The 20,516-nt window shown below is 64.9% G+C and carries 18 protein-coding genes and 1 tRNA gene; 7 read left to right on the forward strand and 12 right to left on the reverse strand.

Annotated features, from left to right (window positions below):
- Positions 1 to 30: 30 nt before the first annotated feature.
- From QEG70_RS05780 to QEG70_RS05805, 6 genes are all read right to left on the reverse strand, one after another.
- A complete protein-coding gene (locus QEG70_RS05780; RefSeq protein WP_308719781.1) occupies positions 31 to 1,242 on the reverse strand; it encodes a cytochrome b in 1,212 nt (403 codons plus the stop codon).
- 116 nt (positions 1,243 to 1,358) lie between these two features.
- Entirely contained in the window at positions 1,359 to 1,745 is a 387-nt protein-coding gene (locus QEG70_RS05785) for a hypothetical protein (RefSeq protein ID WP_308719782.1), read from the reverse strand.
- A gap of 163 nt (positions 1,746 to 1,908) precedes the next feature.
- Positions 1,909 to 1,985: transfer RNA gene (locus QEG70_RS05790), tRNA-Arg, on the reverse strand.
- Between the two features lie 91 nt (positions 1,986 to 2,076).
- Positions 2,077 to 2,250: a hypothetical protein gene (locus tag QEG70_RS05795; protein WP_308719783.1), complete on the reverse strand. Its 174-nt coding sequence runs from the start codon at positions 2,248 to 2,250 to the stop codon at positions 2,077 to 2,079.
- Entirely contained in the window at positions 2,198 to 5,491 is a 3,294-nt protein-coding gene (locus QEG70_RS05800; protein ID WP_308719784.1) for an efflux RND transporter permease subunit, read from the reverse strand. Before QEG70_RS05800 ends, QEG70_RS05795 begins: the two co-directional genes overlap by 53 nt.
- A 49-nt stretch (positions 5,492 to 5,540) precedes the next feature.
- Positions 5,541 to 6,371, reverse strand: coding sequence for an SDR family NAD(P)-dependent oxidoreductase (locus tag QEG70_RS05805; RefSeq protein WP_308719785.1), 831 nt, complete (start codon positions 6,369 to 6,371; stop codon positions 5,541 to 5,543).
- A gap of 93 nt (positions 6,372 to 6,464) precedes the next feature.
- Here QEG70_RS05805 and gmk point away from each other — a divergent pair, with 93 nt between their 5' ends.
- From gmk to QEG70_RS05840, 7 genes are all read left to right on the forward strand, one after another.
- Positions 6,465 to 7,127: a guanylate kinase gene (gene gmk / locus QEG70_RS05810; protein ID WP_308719786.1), complete on the forward strand. Its 663-nt coding sequence runs from the start codon at positions 6,465 to 6,467 to the stop codon at positions 7,125 to 7,127.
- A 228-nt stretch (positions 7,128 to 7,355) separates the two neighbouring features.
- On the forward strand, positions 7,356 to 8,594 hold the full coding sequence (locus tag QEG70_RS05815; protein ID WP_308719787.1) for a multidrug effflux MFS transporter: 1,239 nt from the start codon (positions 7,356 to 7,358) through the stop codon (positions 8,592 to 8,594).
- Between the two features lie 121 nt (positions 8,595 to 8,715).
- Complete coding sequence (locus QEG70_RS05820; protein ID WP_061275567.1) at positions 8,716 to 9,501, forward strand: MlaE family ABC transporter permease; 786 nt, start codon at positions 8,716 to 8,718, stop codon at positions 9,499 to 9,501.
- Positions 9,498 to 10,292, forward strand: coding sequence for an ABC transporter ATP-binding protein (locus QEG70_RS05825; protein ID WP_308719788.1), 795 nt, complete (start codon positions 9,498 to 9,500; stop codon positions 10,290 to 10,292). Before QEG70_RS05820 ends, QEG70_RS05825 begins: the two co-directional genes overlap by 4 nt.
- Positions 10,293 to 10,453: 161 nt before the next feature.
- The gene (gene radA / locus QEG70_RS05830) at positions 10,454 to 11,860 is read left to right on the forward strand and encodes a DNA repair protein RadA (RefSeq protein WP_308719789.1); all 1,407 of its coding nucleotides are present in this window, start codon (positions 10,454 to 10,456) and stop codon (positions 11,858 to 11,860) included.
- Complete coding sequence (locus QEG70_RS05835) at positions 11,857 to 12,483, forward strand: IMPACT family protein (RefSeq protein ID WP_308719790.1); 627 nt, start codon at positions 11,857 to 11,859, stop codon at positions 12,481 to 12,483. Before radA ends, QEG70_RS05835 begins: the two co-directional genes overlap by 4 nt.
- 59 nt (positions 12,484 to 12,542) lie before the next feature.
- Entirely contained in the window at positions 12,543 to 12,779 is a 237-nt protein-coding gene (locus QEG70_RS05840) for a DUF3297 family protein (RefSeq protein ID WP_061275528.1), read from the forward strand.
- Between the two features lie 144 nt (positions 12,780 to 12,923).
- Here QEG70_RS05840 and QEG70_RS05845 read toward each other — a convergent pair whose 3' ends face one another.
- The 6 genes from QEG70_RS05845 to ribD form a co-directional block, all read right to left on the reverse strand.
- Positions 12,924 to 15,518 (reverse strand): MMPL family transporter, encoded by a 2,595-nt coding sequence (locus QEG70_RS05845; protein ID WP_308719791.1) that lies wholly within the window; start codon positions 15,516 to 15,518, stop codon positions 12,924 to 12,926.
- A gap of 333 nt (positions 15,519 to 15,851) precedes the next feature.
- On the reverse strand, positions 15,852 to 16,856 hold the full coding sequence (locus QEG70_RS05850; protein WP_308719792.1) for a lysylphosphatidylglycerol synthase domain-containing protein: 1,005 nt from the start codon (positions 16,854 to 16,856) through the stop codon (positions 15,852 to 15,854).
- 72 nt (positions 16,857 to 16,928) lie between these two features.
- Positions 16,929 to 17,414, reverse strand: coding sequence for a 6,7-dimethyl-8-ribityllumazine synthase (gene ribH / locus QEG70_RS05855; protein WP_061275522.1), 486 nt, complete (start codon positions 17,412 to 17,414; stop codon positions 16,929 to 16,931).
- A 119-nt stretch (positions 17,415 to 17,533) separates the two neighbouring features.
- Positions 17,534 to 18,784, reverse strand: a complete 1,251-nt coding sequence (gene ribB / locus QEG70_RS05860; RefSeq protein WP_308719874.1) for a 3,4-dihydroxy-2-butanone-4-phosphate synthase — start codon at positions 18,782 to 18,784, stop codon at positions 17,534 to 17,536.
- Positions 18,784 to 19,401 (reverse strand): riboflavin synthase, encoded by a 618-nt coding sequence (locus QEG70_RS05865; RefSeq protein WP_308719793.1) that lies wholly within the window; start codon positions 19,399 to 19,401, stop codon positions 18,784 to 18,786. Before QEG70_RS05865 ends, ribB begins: the two co-directional genes overlap by 1 nt.
- A 9-nt stretch (positions 19,402 to 19,410) precedes the next feature.
- Positions 19,411 to 20,409, reverse strand: a complete 999-nt coding sequence (gene ribD, locus QEG70_RS05870; RefSeq protein WP_308719875.1) for a bifunctional diaminohydroxyphosphoribosylaminopyrimidine deaminase/5-amino-6-(5-phosphoribosylamino)uracil reductase RibD — start codon at positions 20,407 to 20,409, stop codon at positions 19,411 to 19,413.
- Between the last annotated feature and the right edge of the window lie 107 nt (positions 20,410 to 20,516).

Raw genomic sequence — 20,516 nt, forward strand, 5'->3', positions numbered from 1 at the left:
GTCAAGTCACGGATGCCCGAGCGTGTGGTCTTATGCGCTGTGCTGGCGCATTTCACGCCGCGCGCAAAGCGGCAGCAGCACGAGGAAGTAGCTGAAGTAGTAAAGGGCCGCGATCCGTCCCGCAATCATCCAGCCGCCTTCGGCATGGTGGCGGCCGACCAGCCCCATCAGCACGAAGGCCATGACCAGCCCCGCCATGCCAAGGCGGCAGGCCGGGCGTTCGCGTGCCGAGCGGATGGGCGAGCGGTCAAGCCAGGGCACCACGAACAGGATGAGGATGGAGCCTGCCGCCGCCACCAGCCCGCCGAATTTGGAGGGCACGGATTGCAGCAGCCCGTAAAACGGCAGGAAATACCATTCCGGCTCGATATCGGCCGGCGTGTGCATGGGGTTGGCGGGGCGGTAGTTTTCCGGCTCGCTCAGCAGGTCGGGCCACAGGAAGGCAAGGGCCACGAACACCAGCGCGAACAGCACGAGCCCGGTCAGGTCCTTGGTGGTGTAATAGGGGTGGAAGGGCACGCTCTCTTTCGCGGGCACCGGCCTGCCGGAGGGGTTGTTCGGCCCGCTGACATGCAGTGCCGCCACATGCAGCGCCACCACCGCCACGATGGCAAATGCCATGAGGAAGTGTAGCACGAAGAAGCGGTGGATGAAGATATCCCCCAGCGTGTCGCTGCCTTCCATGATGTGTTCAAGCATGGGGCCGATTCCCGGCACGGCGCCCACCGCCTTGCCCGCCACGTCAGCGCCCCAGTACGACATCTGCCCCCATGGCAGCACGTAGCCTGCAAATGCCGTAATCATGACCATGAGCAGCAGCCCCAGCCCGCTGAGCCACAGGATCTCGCGCGGCTGCTTGTAGGAGCCGTAATACAGTCCCCGGAAGAGGTGGATATAAAGTGCCGCCATGAACAGACTGGCCCCTGTCATGTGCATCGCGCGCAGCATCCACCCGCCGGGGAGCTGGCGCTCGATCATCTCGACCGAGGCGAACGCCCCGTTGGCCGTGGGCGTGTAGTTCATGGCCAGAAAAATGCCGGTGGCCAGCATGAGTACCAGCACCGCGGTCAGGATCGCTCCGAAATTCCACAGCGCGTTGAGGTTCGCGGGCATGAGGAAATCGATATATTCCTTGCGAAACCCGCTGATGACGGGAAGCCTGCGGTCAATCCATGAAAGGACGCCGCCCGATGCAGGCTGCGCAGGCGTGGGGCTATGTTCGGGGAGGCTGGGCCCGCTCATTCTCGGTTCCTGAATTCAGACGACGAAAAAAATCAGCCCCGAGTGTAGCAGCCTGGCGGGGGACGGGCACGCTCTCTTTTGCATCAGGTGGTGGCCCGGCTCTGCCGCGCAGGTCATTACGCGCCCATACCGGCTTTCTGCACGGCCTGCGCACACAGCGCGTGGCGCTGGGGTATGTCGAGATCCGTCAGCCGCGCCCGCTCGGGCGTGCCAGGGTGCAGCACGCCCGCCGTGCCATAGGCGTAATCCATGTTGCCTTTTTCATCGGGCGGCACGGCATGGGTCTTTTCAATCAGCGCGACCAGCAGGGGCGTTGCCTCATCATGCGGGGCAAGCCCGTTGCCGATACAGAAATTGAGGTACCCCGCCAGCCGCGCGCCGGGTGCCTCCGCCAGGATCGCCTGCGGGCTGGGTGCGGGGGTATTCTGCGCCATGGCCACGGGCATGCCCCCCATCAGGCCAAACCCGGTGAGTGCGCCCATCATGACTGAACGGTAGCCCATTGCCTTCATCCTTCATGCCAGAGCGCAGGCATGACCTGCCCTGCGCCACGCCGTAGAACCGCGTGTGGCGGGTGAAGTTGCATGAAGCAAAGACGCAATAACGCAGGCCATCAGGGCTATGAACCCATGCGGCATCAGGTCTGATGATATTTTTTAAGGAAAGTGGCGCACCCGAAAGGACTCGAACCTCTAACCCCCAGATTCGTAGTCTGGTGCTCTATCCAGTTGAGCTACGGGTGCGCTGTGAGGCGGTTTCTAGCCGAGGTGCTTGCACCCCGCAAGCCCCTTTTTTCGCTTTGGGAAAATTTTTTTGGTGGCCTGAAATGCCATCTCAGGAATGACCTGCAATCAGGAAAAAGTTTTTGGTGAAGCTTTTTTCAAAAAGCTTCGAAAGAACGCCGCCTTTTTGAAAAAAGGCGGCACCCAGAAACTTTTGATTTTTAAACAAGCGTTTATCGCCGCATCCGCGCGCGCAGTCGCTGGCCAAGTCGCCGTGTGCCGACACGGATGCGCTCCATGTACAGATAGATGACCGGCGTGGTGTAGAGTGTCAGCAACTGGCTCATCATCAGGCCACCCACCACCGTAATACCCAGCGGGCGGCGCATTTCCATGCCGTAGCCGCTATTGGTGATCAGCGGCACGGCGCCAAGGGCTGCGGCAAGCGAGGTCATGAGAATGGGGCGGAAGCGCTGGATGCACGCATCGCGTATGGCGGGGGCGGGGTCCAGGCCCCGGTCACGCTCGGCATGCAGCGCGAAATCCACGATCAGGATGGCGTTCTTCTTCACGATGCCGACGAGCAGGATCATCCCGATCATGGTGATGAGCGAGAACTCCTGCCCCAGCGCCCACAGGGCAAGCACTGCGCCCACCCCGGCCGAGGGCAGGGTGGACATGATGGTCAGCGGGTGGATGTAGCTTTCATACAATATGCCCAGGGTTACGTAGATCGTGACAAGGGCGGCGATGAAGATCAGCACCTCGTTGATGATGGCGGATTTGAACTGCGCCGCCTGCCCGCTGAAACCCCCGTGGATGGAGGGCGGCACATGCAGGCGGATCATGGTGTCCGCAATGGCGGCGGAGGCATCGCTCAGCGCCATGCCGGGTGCGAGGTCGAAGGAAATGGCCGCCGAGACGAACCCGTCCTGGTGCGAGACGGTGATGGGCGTGACACGCGGCTCGAGGCGCGCCACATCGGAGAGCGGGATCATGGTCTCGGTGCTTGACGAGACAGCCGACCCGTTCGAGGCCCCGGCCCCGCCTGCCAGCCGGTTGGCGATCTGGTTGCGAAAGGATTGCTGGCTGAGCTGCGTGCTGCGGCTGGCCTGCGTAGTGGTCGTCGCGCGCGCGCGCACCGTGTTCGACACCGTGCCCCCGCCCGCACTCCCGCCGGAGGTGGAAATGCGCATGGAACTGAGGATCTCGGGGCTGGTGCGGTACGCATCCGCCACCTCCATTACCACATGATAGGTGGTGAGCGGGGTGGAGATGTTCGATGCCGTGCGCTGGCCAAAGGCGTCATACAGCGTGTTGCTGACCAGTTGCGGCGTAATGAGGTAACGCGCGGCAAGGTCGCGGATGATGTCGGCATGGATGGCGGCACCATTGTTCATGACATCGGTCGTGACATCGCGCATCACCGGGTTCGTGCGCAGCGCAGCCGTCAGGATCGGAGCCCATTTGTACAGGTCATCGGCATTGTCGCTGGTGAGCTGGTAGCGGTAGGCGCCCTCCTTCTGCCGCCCGCCGCCACCGCTGATGTCACCCGCCGAGAACAGCGACATGTCCAGCCCCGGTATGGCGGCGAGGCGGTCATGCACGCGGGCGATCATGTCATCTATGGTGTCGCGGCGCTTCGCGCGGTCGTGCAACTGCGCGAAGGCCTGCCCCTCGATGTTGGTATCACCCGAAAAGGCCACGACTTCCTCCGTGTCCGGGTCGGTCGCGAGCGCGTGGCTTATGGCGCGGATCTTCTCCTTCATGGCGGGGAAGGAGGTGGTCTGGTCCGCGCGGAAGAAGCTCATGACCATGGCCACGTCCTCCTTGGGCAATATGCCCTTGGGCATGAGCACGATCACGCCGATCATCACCGCAAGGCTGGCGGGCAGGGTCAGGGCGGTGAGCACATGGTGGCGCAGTGCTACATCAAGTGTGCGTTCGTAGGCGCGCAGCAGATGCCCGTAGCCCGCCTCCAGCATATCGCCCGCCTGGCGCGGCCACCGGCGCCACCACGGCGCGGCGGGGGGCAGGGGAGCCATCTCGCCCACTTCAAGGAACAGGCTGCACATCATGGGGGTGAGGCTCAGCGCCAGCAGCAGCGATACCGTGACCGTGATGGCCAGCGTCATGGAAAACTCGAAGAACACCTTGCCCGGCGTGCCCGCCAGCAAAAGCAGCGGCAGGAACACCGCAACGAGCGAGACGGTGATGGACAGCACCGTGAACCCGATCTCGCGCGAGCCCTTCAGCGCCGCCTCGCGCCGGTTCAGCCCGGCCTCCATGTGGCGGGCAATGTTTTCGAGCACCACGATGGCGTCATCCACCACGAAACCCGTGGCGATGGTCAGCGCCATGAGCGAGAGGATATCGAGCGAGAAGCCGAACACCGACATCAGCGCCAGCGTGCCCGCCAGCGAGATGGGCACGGTAATGGCCGGGATCAGCGTCGAGCGCAGCGTGCGCAAAAAGACCAGCACAACGCCCACCACCAGCACGACCGAGGCCAGCAGCGTCCATTTGGTATCGGCCAGGGAGGCGCGGATCGTGATCGAGCGGTCCATGACCGGGCTCAGCGTCACCCCGCGCGGCAGGGCGGCGCGCAGGGCGGGGATTCGGGCCTTGATGTCATCGGTCACGCGGATGACATTGGCCCCTGCGCGCGGGCGGATGATGGCCATGACCGCCTGGTGCCCGTTGAGGTAGCCGATCTGGCGTTCGTTCTCCACGCCGTTGCGCACGGTGGCGACATCGCTCAGCCGCACGGGGCGGGTGTCGCGGTAGCCGATCACGAGGTCGCGGTACTCGGCGGCGGTGCGGGCCTGGTCATTGGTGGCCAGCATGGTGCGCGTGGTGTCGTTTTCGATGATGCCCTTGGGCGTGTTGGCATTGGCCGAGGCCAGCGCCGAGCGGATATCCTCGAACCCCAGCCCGTATTTGAACAGGGGCCACGGGTTGATGTCCACCCGCACGGCGGGCGCGGAACTGCCCGCGATCTCGACCCACCCCACGCCCTGCACCTGCGCAAGCAGGGGCTGCAGGCGCGTCTTGGCAATGTCGTACAGCGCCGATACCGGCTGTGTGTCCGAGGTGAGGGCCAGGATCAGGATCGGGTTGTCGGAGGGGTTGGCCTTCCAGTACTGCGGCTGGGACTGCAGGGTTGCGGGCATGTCGGCGCGGGCGGCGCGCAGGGCTGCCTCCACATCATTGGCGGCGGCGTCGATATTGGTCGATTCATCGAATATGAGCAGGATGAAGGCGCTGTCCTGGCTTGAATCCGATTCAATCGAACTCACCCCCGCCACCTGCCCCAGCCTGCGCTCGAGCGGCGTGGTGACGGATGTGGCCATCTGCTGTGGCGAGGCGCCGGGCTGGGTTGCCATGACATAGATGACCGGCACCGCGATGTTGGGCAGGTCGCCCACCGGCAGCAGCCGGTAGGCGAACACGCCCGAAAGCAGGATGGCCAGCGCCATGAGCGTGGTCGCCACCGGGCGCAGGATGAAGACGCGGCACAGGTTCACGGCAGGCTTCCGTTGTCCGTGGCCGTCCTGCTGCTTCGGGGGGTTTTGTTCATGAAGACGGGGCGGCGTCCGGCGTCAGCCCGGTTTCGGGCATGGTGCCTGCCTGACCTGCGGGCTGGCGGAAGTAGTAATGCTCGGCAATGGAGATGGGCAGCAGGTCCATGAAGCGCGAACCCGCCGCCAGCCACCACGGGAAGGCGATGCGCCGCCTGCCGCGCGCAATGCCGGACAGGATGGCGCGCACGGCATCGCCTGTCTGGGTCAGGCCGGGCATGTGAAAATTGTTCTGCGCTGTCATGGGCGTGGCCACGAACCCGCAGCTCACGCTGGTCATGACAATGCCCGCGCGCTTCATGTTCGCTCCCGTCGCCACCATGAAGCGGTCCACCGCCGCCTTGGAGGCACAATAGGACGGCGTGCCGGGAAACGACACCAGCCCCGCCACCGAGGCCATGGCGCAGATGCGCCCGCGCACCCCGTCCACCCCGCGTGGCTGGCCGCGCATGACATGCAGCGCGGGCAGCACCGTGTTCAGCACGCCATCGACATTGGTGTCGAACATGCGGCGGATCTGGGCATCAGGCTCATAGGGCGCATCCGCCCCGCCCCGGGTCGAGGCGGTAATGCCCGCCCCCGCGAAGACGAGGTCGAGCGTGCCGGCTTTGGTGATCCATTCTTCCATGCCGGCCGCGTCGCGCACGTCCTGCACTTTCACGCGGGCATCCGCCCCGCGCGCGATGCAGGCGGTGGCCACGGCCTCGAGGTTGCGGGCATTGCGCCCGCCAAGGTGCAGCGTGCGGCCAGGGCGTGCGAGGGCGAGGGCAAGACCGCGCCCGATTCCGGACGAGGCGCCTGTTATGAGTATCGAATCCTGTTTCATATTCGCAGAATACATACACCCTGTTAGAACTGCGCTACCCCGTTTGCCTACCCGGCCTGCATTTGCACAGGACCGCCGACCCAGGAGAGCCGCATGAGCCAGCCCGCCACCCCCACCCGCCCAACCCCCGTGGCGCCGGTCAGGCGCAGGGGGGTCTGCCTGGTCATTTCCGCCCCGTCGGGTGCGGGCAAGTCCACCATTGCCAACGCCCTGCGCGCCTCCGAGCCGCAGCTGCTGCACTCTGTCTCGGTCACCACGCGCCAGCCCCGTCCCGGCGAGAGCGATGGCGTGCACTACCATTTTCGCAGCATGGACGAATTCAACCGCATGGCCGAGACAGGCGAGATGCTGGAATGGGCCACCGTGTTCGGCCGTGGCTACGGCACGCCGCGCGCGCCGGTCGAGCAGGCGCTGGCCGATGGGCGCGACATGGTGTTCGACATTGACTGGCAGGGCCACCGCCAGATCCGTGAGGCGCTGCCCGATGACGTGATCAGCCTGTTCGTGCTGCCGCCCTCGATCGAGGAACTCGAGCGCCGCCTCAACGGCCGCGCATCTGACGAGGCCGACGAGATCGCGCGCCGCATGCAGGCCGCGCGTGACGAAATTTCGCACTGGAACGAATTCGATCACGTTATCATCAATTCCGACCTCGATCAGGCCATTGCCGAGGCCCGCGCCGTGCTCGTCGCAGCCCGCCTCGAGCGCCACCGCCAGGTGGGGCTGATCGATCTCGTGGCCAGTTTTGGCGTGTAAGCACGCGCTTCATCGCGGGGCGTGAGGGATAAAGTTTCGGTGCGCCGTCTTTTTCAGGGAAGGCGGCGTTATCGAAGCTTTTTGGAAAAAAGCTTCACCAAAAACTTTTTCAGCCCTCAATGCATGTGTTGCATGCAGCCACACCGCATGGACAACCCGCCTGAAATACGGGGATATGCATCGGCGCCGCCGTCGCGCGCCGTTGTGTTTCTTCCACCGTGGATTCCCATGCCTGCCCGTAGCCGCCCCGCCCCCGTCATGCCGTTCTGGATGATTGCCCTGCTCGGGCTGCTTACGGCCATCGGGCCGCTGGCGACCGATATGTACCTGCCCGCCTTCCCGGTCATGGATCGTGAACTCGTGGGCGTGCACGCGGGCAGCAGCCAGGTCACGCTGGCCGCGTGGTTTGCGGGGCTGGCGGCAGGGCAGTTCAGCATGGGGCCCATCTCCGACCGGCTGGGCCGCAGGGTGCCGCTGCTGGGCGGGCTTGTGTTCTTCATCATCGGCTCGGTGGGGTGTGCGCTTGCCGGGAGCTTCGGGCTGTTCTGCCTGTGCCGGTTCATCGCAGCCCTTGGCGGGGCGGCCTGCGCGGTCATTCCGCGCGCCATCGTGCGTGACGTGGCCACGGGGGCGGTGGGCGCGCGCATCATGTCGCAGCTCATGCTCGTGTTTGGCGTCATGCCCATCCTGGCCCCCTCGCTGGGCAGTCTCGTGCTCTCGTTCGGGCACTGGCGCTGGATTTTCTGGATCGCGGTGGGCTATGGCGCGCTGGGTCTGGTCACGGTCATTGCAAGCCTGCCCGACACCATGCCGCCCGAGCGGCGCATCGCGTTCTCGCCCACCGGCATGATCAGCCGCTATGCAGGGCTGGTGCGCGAGCCGGTGTTCATGTCGAGCGCGCTGATCAACAGTTTCTCCTCCTTTGTCATGTTCGCCTACATCACCTCCGCGCCGATGGTGTTCGAGCACCTGCTGGGCTTTACGCCGGGGCAGTTTGGCGTGTTCTTCGGGCTTAATGCCGGGGTGTTCATCGCCTGTGCCCAGATCAACGGGCGGCTGGTGCATCATATCGATCTCTCGCGCCTGCTTGACTGCGGCATCGGGGCCATCGTGATTGCTGCTTCCGCCTGCCTCGCCCTGTCGCTGGCAGGGATTGCGGGGCCTGCGCACCCGCTGCTGGTATGCGTGCTGGTGGGCTGCATTACCGGCAGCCTCGGCTTTATCGGGCCGAACGCCACGGTGCTGGCCTTTACCCATCATGGCCACCAGGCGGGCAGCGCCTCGGCGCTGATGGGCACAATCCAGTTCGCGCTTGCCGCAGGCAGTGGCTTCATTCTGGGCCATGTCGCCTTTCGTAGCCCCACGCCGCTGGCGGTGGTGGTGATGGCGGGCGTGTGCTGCACGGTGGCGTGCAATATCTGGCGGCATGCCAGCGCGCGCCGGGCACAGGCGACACCCGCGGCCTGAAGTAGCCCGGCGGGTCATGCGCTTTCGCTTTGACGTGGGTGGCCTGCCGCGCTACGGCAGGGACAGGCTTGGCCGCGCCTGCCGTGTGGCCGGGCCGTTATCCTTATGCGCGGGAGGCATGGTGAACGGCATTCTCGATTTTGTTGCCGGGCTGGGCAGGGCCGTTCTGGACATGGTGCGCATGGCCGGCAAGGTGGCGCTGTTCGGGGCCGTGGCGCTGTCGCATGTTGTCCGCCCGCCGTTTTACTGGCGCACGCTGTGGGGGTCGCTGGTCGAGATCGGGTATTTCTCGCTGCCCGTGGTGGCGTTGACCGCCCTGTTCTCGGGGGGCGTGATCGCGCTGCAATCCTATACCGGCTTTGCCCAGTACCATGCCCAGAACGCCATTGCGGGCATCGTTATCCTTGCGGTTACGCGCGAACTCGGGCCGGTGCTGGCGGGGTTGATGGTGGCGGGCCGCGTGGGGGCGGCCATGTCGGCCGAGATCGGCACCATGCGCGTGACCGACCAGATCGACGCGCTGACCACGCTCTCCACCAACCCCATGAAATACCTCGTCACGCCAAGGCTGGTGGCGGGCACGCTGGCGCTGCCCTTCCTGGTGCTGATTGCCGACATACTGGGCGTGCTGGGCGGGTTTACCGTATGCGTGATGAAGCTGGACTTCTCGGCTTCGGCCTATATCGCGGCCACCATCGCCTCGCTCAAGGTGATGGATGTGACGGTGGGGCTGGTCAAGGCGGCGATCTTCGGCTTCCTGATCACGCTCATGGGCTGCTACCACGGCTATCATAGCCGTGGCGGGGCCGAGGGCGTGGGGGCAGCGACCACGGCGGCCGTGGTGGCGGCATCAATCCTGCTGCTGACCTTCGATTACCTGCTGACGGATGTGTTCTTCTCGCAATGACCGAACCGACTCCCAAGATCCGCATTCGCGGCCTGAAAAAGGCGTTTGGCCCCAAGGTGGTGCTCGATGGGGTGGACCTTGATGTCATGGGTGGCACGTCGTTCGTGGTCATTGGCGGCTCGGGCACCGGCAAGTCGGTGCTGCTGCGCTGCATCCTCGGCCTGATCACGCCCGATGCCGGTTCCATCGAGATTGATGGCGTGGACGTGACCACGCTCACGCCGCGCCAGCGCGAACCCTACATGGCGCGGATCGGCATGCTGTTCCAGAACGGCGCGCTGTTTGACAGCCTGAGCGTGTGGGAAAACGTGACCTTCGGCCTCACCGCCGCCGCCCGCATGGGCCACGGCCCGCGCCTGACCCGCGCGCAGTCACGCGCACGGGCGGGCGAACTGCTTGAGCAGGTGGGCATGGACCCGGCCGTGGGCGCGCTGTCGCCCGCCGAACTGTCAGGCGGCATGCAAAAGCGCGTGGGGCTGGCCCGCGCCATTGCCGCACGCCCCGAGATCCTGTTCTTTGATGAGCCGACCACCGGCCTCGACCCCATCATGGGCGCGGTGATTGACGGGCTGATTGCCGATTGCGTGCGCAAGCTCGGCTCCACCGCCATCGCCATTACGCACGACATGGCCTCCGCCCAGCGCATCGGGGACAGGGTGGGCATGCTCTATGAAGGCAGGCTGATCTGGCAGGGCCTGCCTTCCACCCTGTTTGATAGCGGCAACCCGGTGGTGGACCAGTTCACCCACGGCCGCCGCGAGGGGCCGATCAAGGTGGATGTAGGGAAATAACTGAAAAGACAGAAGTTTTTGGGTGCCGCCTTTTTTTAGAAAGGCGGCGTTCTTCTGAGGCTTTTTGAAAAAAGCTTCACCAGAAACTTTTCCCCGTTTGGCGAGGCGGCCGGTCGTTCCATATATGATATACACGATCTGTTCTTGTCCAAGGAGCCATCATGGCGCGTCGGCCCGCTAACCGTTTTGTCTGCCAGTCCTGCGGGGCGGTCTTTCCCAAATGGTCGGGAAGGTGCGACGCCTGTGGTGCCTGGAACAGCATTGTCGAGGAGACGGTCGAGCCTACCGCCACCGGCGGCACCAACGCGCGCAGGCGCACTGGCACGCGCATCAACCTTGTTGGCCTTGCGGGCGATACGCCGCCGCCCCCACGCATTGAAACGCATATCGGCGAGCTTGACCGCGTGCTTGGCGGCGGGCTGGTGCCGGCCTCGGTGGTGCTGGTGGGCGGTGATCCCGGCATCGGCAAGTCCACGCTTCTGCTGCAGGGCGCATGCGCCCTGGCGCGGGCCGGGCGCAAGGTGATGTATATCTCGGGTGAGGAAGCGGTGGACCAGATCCGCCTGCGTGCGCGCAGGCTGGGGCTGGAAGCGCCCACGTTGGAACTCGCCGCCGCCATCAACGTGGCCGATATCGTGGCAACGCTTGAGGCGGAGAAGGATCTGGCGCTGGTCGTGATCGACTCGATCCAGACCATGTGGATGGAAACGGTGGAGAGCGCGCCCGGCACAGTCAGCCAGGTGCGGGCCTGCGCGTTCGAGCTTATCCGGCTGGCCAAGCAGCGTGGCTTCAGCCTGATCCTGGTGGGGCATGTGACCAAGGAAGGGGCGCTGGCAGGCCCGCGCGTGCTTGAGCACATGGTTGACGCGGTGATGTATTTCGAGGGCGATCGCGGCCACCAGTTCCGCATTTTGCGGGCCGCCAAGAACCGCTTTGGCGCGACTGACGAAATTGGCGTGTTCGCCATGACCGATCAGGGGCTGGAGGAAGTGCCCAACCCCTCCGCCCTGTTCCTGGCCGAGCGGCGGGGGCATATCGCTGGTTCCGCCGTATTTGCGGGCATGGAGGGCACGCGCCCCGTGCTGCTCGAGGTGCAGGCGCTGCTTTCCCCCAAGGCGGGCGATGGCGGTGCGCGCCGTGCCGTGGTGGGGTGGGAGACGGGGCGGCTGAACATGCTGCTCGCCGTGCTTGAGGCCCGCTGCGGCATCAAGCTCAACGCCATGGACGTGCATCTCAACATCGCGGGCGGGTTGCGCGTGGGCGAGCCTGCGGCTGACATGGCGGTGGCCGCTGCCCTTGTTTCCGCCGCCACCGGCCAGCCCACCAGCGCGGGTTCGGTATATTTTGGCGAGGTCGGGCTGTCTGGTGAGGTGCGTCAGGTCTCGCAGCCCGATACGCGGCTCAAGGAGGCGCACAAGCTGGGTTTCGAGCAGGCGTTCCTGCCGCGTCGCATCGCGCGCGGCAACCGCAAGCCTTCCGCCCCCGACGGGCTGGGCCTGCATGAAATCGGGCATCTGGGCGATCTGGTCAGCCTGTTCACGGGCGCGATGGAGGAGGCGGAGGCGTGAGCACGCCTGAACGCTTCATGCTCGCAGCACCCGCCATGCTGGAGCGCGAGGTGAAAAAGAGCATCTTTCTCGCTCAGGCCGCACCCGTCGCGACCCCTGCCGAGGCCATGGAATTCATTGCCTCCGTCAGTGATCCCGATGCCACCCATAACTGCTGGGCCTATCTGATTGGCCAGACCTATCGCAGCGATGACGCGGGCGAGCCGGGCGGCACGGCGGGCCGCCCCATCCTGCAGGTGATCGAGGGGCAGGGTTTTGACCGCACCGTGGTGGTGGTCACGCGCTGGTTTGGCGGCACCAAGCTGGGTGCTGGCGGGCTTGTGCGCGCCTATGGCGGCACGGCGGCGGAATGTTTGCGCATAGCGCCCCGCGTGCCGATTGTGGAGATGGTGGGCCTGACCTTTGGCTGCGGTTTTTCCGAGCACGCATTGCTGCGTGCACGCCTTGAGGCGATGGACTGCCAGATCATGGCCGAGGAATTTAGTGCCGGGGGCGTTGGCCTGCACATAACCGTGCCCGCAGCCCGTGAGGCGGAGGTGCGCACGCGCATTACCGACATAACCCGCGGGCAGGCTACCATCCGCGCAGTGGAGGAAGATGACGCGGAGGGTGTTGGAGCGTAACCGCATTGGCGCTATGTCAGACAGCGTTTCACGTTCAGCATACGGAAAAAAGACCAGTCATGACCGATACCCCACCCGATCGCCTGTCCGTCAACCCGACCAGCCCCTTTTATGACGAAGCCCTGCTTGAGCGTGGCATTGGCGTGCGCTTCAAGGGCATCGAGAAGAACAATGTTGAGGAATACTGCATCAGCGAAGGTTGGGTGCGCCTGGCCGTGGGCCGTGGTACTGACCGCTTCGGCAACCCCATGACCATGAAGGTGACGGGGCCGGTCGAGGTCTGGTTCAAATCCTGAAGATAAAAGTTTTTGGGTGCCGCCTTTTTTCAAAAAGGCGGCGTTCTTCCGAAGCTTTTTGAAAAAAGCTTCACCAAAAACTTCTGCATTAAAAAAGGCCGCACCCCGACGGGGATGCGGCCTTTTTGTTGTTTCCCTACCGGGTCATTCCTTGTCAATCGCGCGCTTGGGCAGCAGGGCGGGCACGAAGATCAGGGTCGCGATCAGCGTGCAGGCCAGGGAGAGCAGCAGCAGCCGGCCCATGCTGGCCGTGCCCGGATGGTGCGAGGCCGCGAGCGAGCCGAACGCCGTGCCTGTGGTCAGCGCCGAGAACAGCACCGCGCGCGCCGTGGGGCTGGACAGCGGCGATTTGATGCCCGCCCGCCAGTTCATGACGAAATAGATGTTGAACGACACGCCCACGCCAAGCAGCAGGGGGAGTGCGATGATGTTGGCGAAGTTGAGCTGCTCGGGCACCACGATGATCAGGATGACCGTCATCAGCGCGGACAGCAGCAGCGGGGCGAGCACCAGCGCCGTATCAAGCAGCTTGCGCAGCGCCACGGCCAGGATGATGGCGATCATGACAATGGCCGCCCCGGCCGCGGTTACAAAGGCATGCACCATGGTGGCGGCACTCTGCACGATGTCGATGGCCGAACCCGCCGCCGTGGGGGCGATCTTCTGTATCTCGCCCACATATCGGTGCAGCGCGCGGTTGCCCTGCATGTCATGGCTGGGGTGGACCTCGACGAGTGCGCGCCCGTCAGGCAGCAGGTAGTCACGCGCAAGCTGCTGCGGCACGTCGCTGATGCCCACTTCCTTAACCTGCAGCATGTCGCGCAGCATATTCAGCTGCATGGGCAGAAAGCGCACCAGCGCCTCGTTGGTGGCCAGCACGCGGGCATCATCGGCCTTCGCCAGTTGCGCCAGTGCTGACTGGATGCGGCGCAGCGGGTCGTTGGCGGGCAGCTTGTCCAGCACGCCACCAAGGTCGCCTGCCGTCTTGGCGGCGGCAGCGCGCAGGGCATCGGCATCGGGCGCGGGCCTGGGGTTGGGCACGATCAGGGTGGGCAGCAGGATGTTGGCCGCATCCTGGATCAGTGGCAGCTTGGTCTTCTGGTCGGCTGGCACCATCGAGCCGAGCCACAGCGCGTCATGCACCAGCGGCAGGCCCGAGAGCTGGTCCGACATGGCGGCCGCCTGCTTGAGGTCGGGCATCAGCACATCGACCGTATAGGGCGAATACTGCGGCTCTGACATGAGCATGCCCAGCGTGACCATGCCCTCGGATTTGGGGTTCTTGGTATGCAGCGGGTCGGCATCGAAGGTCAGGCGCGGCACCAGTGCCAGCCCCACCAGCGCCACCACCACGAAGCCCGCAAGGATGGGCTTGCGATGGTGGCGGATGGCGGTGTCGATGGGCCGCGCGAAGGCAAAGCCGATCGTGCCATGCCCCGCCGTGGGGCGGAACAGCCGCAACAGGGCGGGCAGCAGCGTGAGCGTGCAGACAAAGGCGAACACCATGCCGAAACCGGCAATCAGCCCCAGTTGCGCAACCCCCACGAAGGCGGTGGGCGTAAAGGCCAGGAACCCCGCCGATGTGGCCATGGCGGCAACGAGGATCTGGTGGCCGGTCTCGTTGCCGGTCTGCTCGAGGGCTGCGGGCAGGCTGAGGGCCGTGCCATCAGGGTTGGCCTGCGCGCGGAAGCGGACCGAGAACTGGATGGCGAAGTCCACCGCAATGCCTACGAACAGGATGGCGAACGCCACCGAGATCAGGTTGAGCTTGCCCACCACGATGGCGGCAAACCCGGTGGTGAGCAGCAGCCCCGATACCAGCGTGATGATGATGGGCACGATGATGCGCCACGTATGCACCGCCAGGATCAGCCACAGCGTGACCAGCACCAGCGAGCCGAGCAGGCCCGCCACCATGCCTTCGGCCACGGTGGCGAATTCCTCATCCGCGATCTGGGTATCACCCGTTATGTGCACATGCGCCCGCCCGCTCTTGACGAAGGGCAGGTCGCTGGCTGCAGCCCGGATGGCGTCAGATGCCGCGCCGCCGGGCTGGAAGGAATCATAATCCAGCTTGGGCTGGGTCACGACAAACTGGAACTTGCCGCCAAGGTCGGCCAGGTCGCCCGCCAGCAGCCGCTCCCATGAAAGGGGTTCGGGCGTGCCATCGACCGAATGCTGCAACGTGGTGGCGAAGCCATCAAGGGCGGCATGGAAGTTGCCAAGATCGGCCTGCCCCTGCGCCACGCCCAGCGCAATCAGGTTGAGCGCGCTGAACAGCCCGCGCCCCGAAGGGTCGGCCGCAAGCTCGCTGAGGAAGGGCTGGGCGGTGATGGTGGTGTTGAGCACGCGCTCGAGCGCCTTGGGGTCAAGGAACATCAGCCCGTTGCGCACCAGATACGGATCGGTCTGGGGCGTGGTGACGTAATTGAAGTGCTCATGGTCGCCGCGCAGTTTTGCCGCAAGGCCGAGCGCTGTCTGCTGTGCCTCCTCGGGCAGGGCCGCGTCGATCACGGCCACGAGCTGGTCCTGCTTTTGCGGGAACAGGCGGCCCATTTCATCCGAGCGCTTTTTCCAGTCCAGCGAGGACGAGAACATCAGGTCCGTATCGGTGGTGACGCCAAGCAGCGCATAGCTGGCATAGGTCGCGCCAGCAATCAGCACGGCAAATGCCAGCACGACAGCAATGGCATGGCGGGAACACAAAGCGACAAGACGCCCAAGCGGTACCGATAGCATGACGAGTATTCAGCCCTTCAGAAACCTGACCCGATGCCGCATGAACGCGGCAGCCGGTGAAGAGGTACGGTTTGGCCCATGATGCGGTGCCGATGCAAGGTGGTTCTTTACCGCCGTAGGCTTATGCTGGCGGCGCAGATGCCACCGCAGCTTACGGTGCCCGAAAAGCCTGCCCACGGAAAAACTGGCAAATCATAAAGAAGTTTTTGGTAAATCTTTTTTCAAAAAGCTTTGAAAGACGCAGCTTTGGTGAAAGGAGATGGCGATCAGACCCGTCTGTTTTTCATCAATTATTTGCCGGGTAACACTCTTTTACAAAATCGCCCTGCCCGGTCAGGACTGATGGGGCAGGCGCATGTCCTTGGCTGGATCGGGACGGACCCAGCGTATTTCCATGACCTGCCACGCCACAAGCGAGGGCAGGCCCCAGGCGATCTCGCGCAGGCGCTTGATGAGCGAGAGCGCAATCCCCTCCTGCGGGGAAAGGCCCAGCAGCCCGCCAATCAGGATATACCCGCCCTCCGACACGCCAAGCGCGCCCGGCACGGCGAACCCGGCCGATTTTGCGGCCTGCCCCACGCTTTCGATCACGAAACTGTCAGCGAGCGAAAGCGGGTGGCCCATCGCCGCGAGCACCACAAAAACCTCGAACGTGCCAAGCGACCACCCCAGCAGTTGCAGCGCCCCCGCGCGCAGCGAGTTCTCGCGCGTGCGGTACAGGGTCAGGATCTGCGCATGCAGGCCACGGATGTCATCCACCCCGTCCCACCCCAGATGGGCGGCAATGCGCACCAGCAGCTTTTCCACCAGCGCAATGGCGCCCAGGTACTGGCTGCCAAAGAATACGGCGCCCAGCAGCAGGGCCGCGGCAGCACTTTCCATCAGTTCATCAGTCACGGGCGAGCGGTTGACGAGGCAGAACAGCACGCCAAGCCCGATGAGCGTAAAGGTGACCTGACTGAGCAGTTCGATGGTCAGGTCGCATATGGTCGAGGCTGCGGCCTGCTTTATGCCCGTATCATCACGCCGGGCGAGCAGGCGGGTGGTGATGACCTCGCCGCCCACCTGGGCTACGGGCAGCAGGTTGTTGATGCCCTCGCGCGCGCAGCGCAGGGCAAAGAAATCGGCAAAGGCCAGCTTTGGCCGCCCGGTCTGGGCCAGAAGGCGCCATGCCTGCGCCGAGACGCAGACCTGGGTTGCATGGAAAATGATGATGGCAGGAATGCTCCACCCTCCGGCCGCGACCAGCCCGAGGATGTCATGCAGGCCGAAACGCCCGAGCATCCAGATCGTAAGACCGACACCGAATGCCCCGGCGAGGAAGGTAAGCTGCCGCATCCGCCATCCCTGTCACCCAAAACAGGACCGCAGAAAGGCTGTTTTCAGCCATTCATGTGGCCCGATCCTACTTTAACAGCCTCTGATTTTCTGAAGCAATGCGAGACTTTCAACACAGGCGGCAACGGCTTCGCGGCCCTTGTTGTGCACGTCATCACGCGAGCGCACGATGGCCTGCTCATCGGTGTAGGTGGTGAGCACGCCAAAGGCGATCGGCACATCCGTGTTCAGCGCTGCCTGTTGCAGGCCAACCGCCGCCCCAAGGCTGATGAACTCGAAATGCGCAGTATCCCCCTTCACCACGCAGCCGAGGCATACCACACCATCATAACGCCCGGTTTTGGCCAGGGTCTGCGCGATGAGCGGCAGTTCATATGCGCCGGGTGCATACATAACATCTTCATCACGCATGGAGATGGCGTGTTCCTTCAGCCATGCCAGCGCGCCGTCGCGCAGGCCATGGGTCACCTCTTCATTGAAGCGGCTGACCACGATGGCAAGGCGCGGCGGATGGGCGAAGCTGAGTTCAACCGTGGTGGAGGGGATGTTGGTGCTCATATCCGGCGTTGTCCGTTTTTATTGTGAGATAAAGTGATAAAAGTTTTCGGGTGCCGCCTTTTTTCAAAAAGGCGGCGTTTTTCGAAGCTTTTTTCAAAAAGCTTCACCAAGAACTTCTGTCAGTCTGCATCCGCTGTCGCAGGTTCGCACAGGGCATGGCCCATCCGGGTGCGCTTGGCTTCCAGATAGGCGCGGTTGAAGGGGTTGGGCGCAATGGCCAGCGCAATGCGCCTGCGCACGTCAAAGCCGTGGCGTTGCAGGGCATGCACCTTGTCGGGGTTGTTGGTCAGCAGGTCGAGGCGGCTCACGCCGAGCGCGCGCAGGATGTCAGATGCCGCCTGCCAGTCGCGCGCATCGGTCTCGAAGCCAAGGCGGTGGTTGGCGTCCACCGTATCCAGCCCTTCATCCTGCAGCGCGTAGGCGCGGATCTTGTTGGCCAGGCCAATGCCACGCCCTTCATGCCCGCGCACATAGACCAGCACGCCGGACTCGGCTGCGCCAATCTGCTCGAGCGCGCCCTGTAGCTGCGCGCCGCAATCGCAGCGCAGCGAGCCCAGCGCATCGCCCGTCACGCATTCCGAATGCAGCCGCACCAGCGGCACGCTGCCGGGCCTTCCGGGTTCGCCCTTGACCATGGCCACATGCTCCGTGCCATCAGGCGCGCGGAAGGCGTGGATCATCATGTCCGGCCCGCCAAAGCGGCTGGGCAGGCGGGCGCGGGCGACCTGCTCGATGGCGGGCTTTTCTTCCGTCCCTGCCGCGATCGGGTTGTCTTTCAGCCATTTCGCCAGTTCGGCGATGGAAAGGATCTGCAACCCGTGGCGCTTTGCGTAGGGGCGCAGGTCGTCCATGCGGGCCATGGTGCCGTCCTCGTTCATGATCTCGCAGATCACGGCGGCCGGGATCAGCCCGGCCATGCGGGCAAGGTCCACCGAGGCCTCGGTGTGGCCGGGGCGGGCCACCGTGCCGCCGGGCACCGCGCGCAGCGGGAAGATGTGGCCGGGCGAGACGAGATCCTCCGGCTTCGCATCCGGCGCTGCCGCCACCAGCACGGTCTCGGCGCGGTCGGCGGCGGAAATGCCGGTGGTCACGCCCTCGCGTGCCTCGATGGATACGGTAAACGCCGTGCCGCGCGGGCAGGTGTTCACCTGCGTCATCATGGGCAGGTTGAGCTGCGTGATGCGCTCGGGCGACATGGGCATGCACACCAGCCCGCGCGCGTGGGTGACCATGAAGTTCATGGCGTCCGGCGTGACCAGTTCGGCGGCCATGACCAGGTCGCCCTCGTTCTCGCGGTCCTCGTCATCCACAAGGATGATCATCCCGCCCCGGCGGATGGTTTCCACGGCCTGCGCCAGTGCCGGGGGCATCAACGATACTGACATACGCTCTCCACATATTTAGCAATGACATCGACTTCGATGTTCACGGCGTCGCCTGGCTTCAGGCTGCCAAGGGTGGTGTGTTCCCACGTGTGGGGGATGATCATGAGCGCGATGCGGAATGCGTCTGCATCGCAGCCATCCTCGCCCGGTGCGCCCACTTCGTTCAGGGTCAGGCTGATGCCATCGATGGTGATGGAGCCTTTCTCGACCAGGTAGCGGCGCAGCCGGGCGGGAATGATGAAGGTGATGTGCCGCGCCTCGCCTTCCGCGCGCACGGCCAGCAGGCGGCCCGTGCCATCGACATGGCCCTGCACGATATGGCCCGAAAGCCGCGTTGCAGGTGTAACCGCGCGTTCAAGGTTGACGGTGTGCCCGGCCTCGATGCGGCCCAGCGCCGTGCGGTCCAGTGTCTCGGAACTGATGAAGAAGGTGGCCGTGCCGTTTGCATCAAAGGAGGTCACGGTCAGGCACACGCCATTGACGGCAATGCTCTCGCCAAGGGCAAGGTCGGTGATGCCGGTTTCCACCGTTATGTCCAGATCCCGGTCAAGCCGCCGCGCGGCGCTGACCTGTCCCTGGTGCTCGATAATGCCAGAAAACATGCTTGTTCCTTATGCGGCGGCAAGTTCGGGGAAGAGGCGCAGCGGCGTTGCGTCGCCTTCGCGCACGCGCACGGCGTAGTGGTCCGTGCCATCGGGGCCTGCGGTTATGCTCAGCCAGTCATGCCACAGCCCGCGGGTGTCGATTTCGGCCAGCAGTTTCGGGCCGGCTTCCACCATCGCCCACGTCACGCCCGCCTGGCCGAGCATGTCGGGCAGGCCGGCGATGTCGGTGCAGACCTTTACGGTAAAGCCCCGGTTGCGGGCTGCGGTCAGGTAGGCTTCATCCACCTCGCCCGCGCGGGTGCAGATGGCGAGGATGCGCGGCGCACGATCCGGGTGGTCGGGCACGCGGCGCACGTCGAGGCCGGGGCGGTCGGCGTTTATGGTGCCGGTGGCGGTAATGACCGCATCGGTCGCGCGGCGCAGGCGGTGCGCAAGGTCGAGCGAGGCGCTGGAGGTGAAGGTGGTGCGGCCTGCAGGCGGCACCATGGCGCCATGGGCATCAAGCGCCTGCTTGACCGTGATCCACGGCTGGCCGGTGCGCATGAAATGCGTGAAGGGCGCGAGCAGGCTGCGGCACAGGGCCTGCATGGCAGCCTGCGCGCCGGTTGGCTGGAGCACATGCACGTCGCAGCCGCGCTGGCGCAGCGTGTCGGCCCCGCCGCCTTCCACATGCGGGTTGGGGTCGCGCACGCCAATCCATACGGTGCGGATGGGCGTTGCGAGGAGGGCGAGCGAGCAGGGCCCGGTGCGCCCGGTGTGGTTGCATGGCTCGAGGGTGACCACCGCCGTGTGCGCACGCGCCAGCAGGCCGCGCTCGCGGCACTGGTTGATGGCCTGCACCTCGGCATGCGGCGTGCCTGCGCGGTGGTGGCCGCCGGTGGCGAGGATATGGCCTTCGCTGTCAAGGATGGCGCAGCCCACGGGCGGGTTGGGGGCGGTAGCACCCACATGGCGCGCAGCTTCATCCACCGCCGCGCGAAAGGCGCGGGCAATGGCAGGCGGCAGGGCGGTGGCCTGCGTGGCGGGGGTGTGGGAACCCTGTGGCAACGCGTCCAAAACACAGTACTCCATCCATCTGGACGGACCCAGGGCGCGTAAAACCACATGCCTGC

The organism is Komagataeibacter xylinus (genome assembly GCF_031081985.1).
GTDB classification, from domain to species: Bacteria; Pseudomonadota; Alphaproteobacteria; order Acetobacterales; family Acetobacteraceae; genus Komagataeibacter; species Komagataeibacter xylinus_E.

Coding starts and splice junctions, on each gene's coding strand:
- QEG70_RS05805 (WP_308719785.1), bottom strand. CDS start 6,371: ATGAAACAGGATTCGATACTCATAACAGGCGCCTCGTCCGGAATCGGG.
- QEG70_RS05780 (WP_308719781.1), bottom strand. CDS start 1,242: ATGAGCGGGCCCAGCCTCCCCGAACATAGCCCCACGCCTGCGCAGCCT.
- radA (WP_308719789.1), top strand. CDS start 10,454: ATGGCGCGTCGGCCCGCTAACCGTTTTGTCTGCCAGTCCTGCGGGGCG.
- QEG70_RS05845 (WP_308719791.1), bottom strand. CDS start 15,518: ATGCTATCGGTACCGCTTGGGCGTCTTGTCGCTTTGTGTTCCCGCCAT.
- QEG70_RS05785 (WP_308719782.1), bottom strand. CDS start 1,745: ATGGGCTACCGTTCAGTCATGATGGGCGCACTCACCGGGTTTGGCCTG.
- QEG70_RS05840 (WP_061275528.1), top strand. CDS start 12,543: ATGACCGATACCCCACCCGATCGCCTGTCCGTCAACCCGACCAGCCCC.
- QEG70_RS05815 (WP_308719787.1), top strand. CDS start 7,356: ATGCCTGCCCGTAGCCGCCCCGCCCCCGTCATGCCGTTCTGGATGATT.
- gmk (WP_308719786.1), top strand. CDS start 6,465: ATGAGCCAGCCCGCCACCCCCACCCGCCCAACCCCCGTGGCGCCGGTC.
- QEG70_RS05850 (WP_308719792.1), bottom strand. CDS start 16,856: ATGCGGCAGCTTACCTTCCTCGCCGGGGCATTCGGTGTCGGTCTTACG.
- ribH (WP_061275522.1), bottom strand. CDS start 17,414: ATGAGCACCAACATCCCCTCCACCACGGTTGAACTCAGCTTCGCCCAT.
- QEG70_RS05865 (WP_308719793.1), bottom strand. CDS start 19,401: ATGTTTTCTGGCATTATCGAGCACCAGGGACAGGTCAGCGCCGCGCGG.
- ribB (WP_308719874.1), bottom strand. CDS start 18,784: ATGCCCCCGGCACTGGCGCAGGCCGTGGAAACCATCCGCCGGGGCGGG.
- QEG70_RS05825 (WP_308719788.1), top strand. CDS start 9,498: ATGACCGAACCGACTCCCAAGATCCGCATTCGCGGCCTGAAAAAGGCG.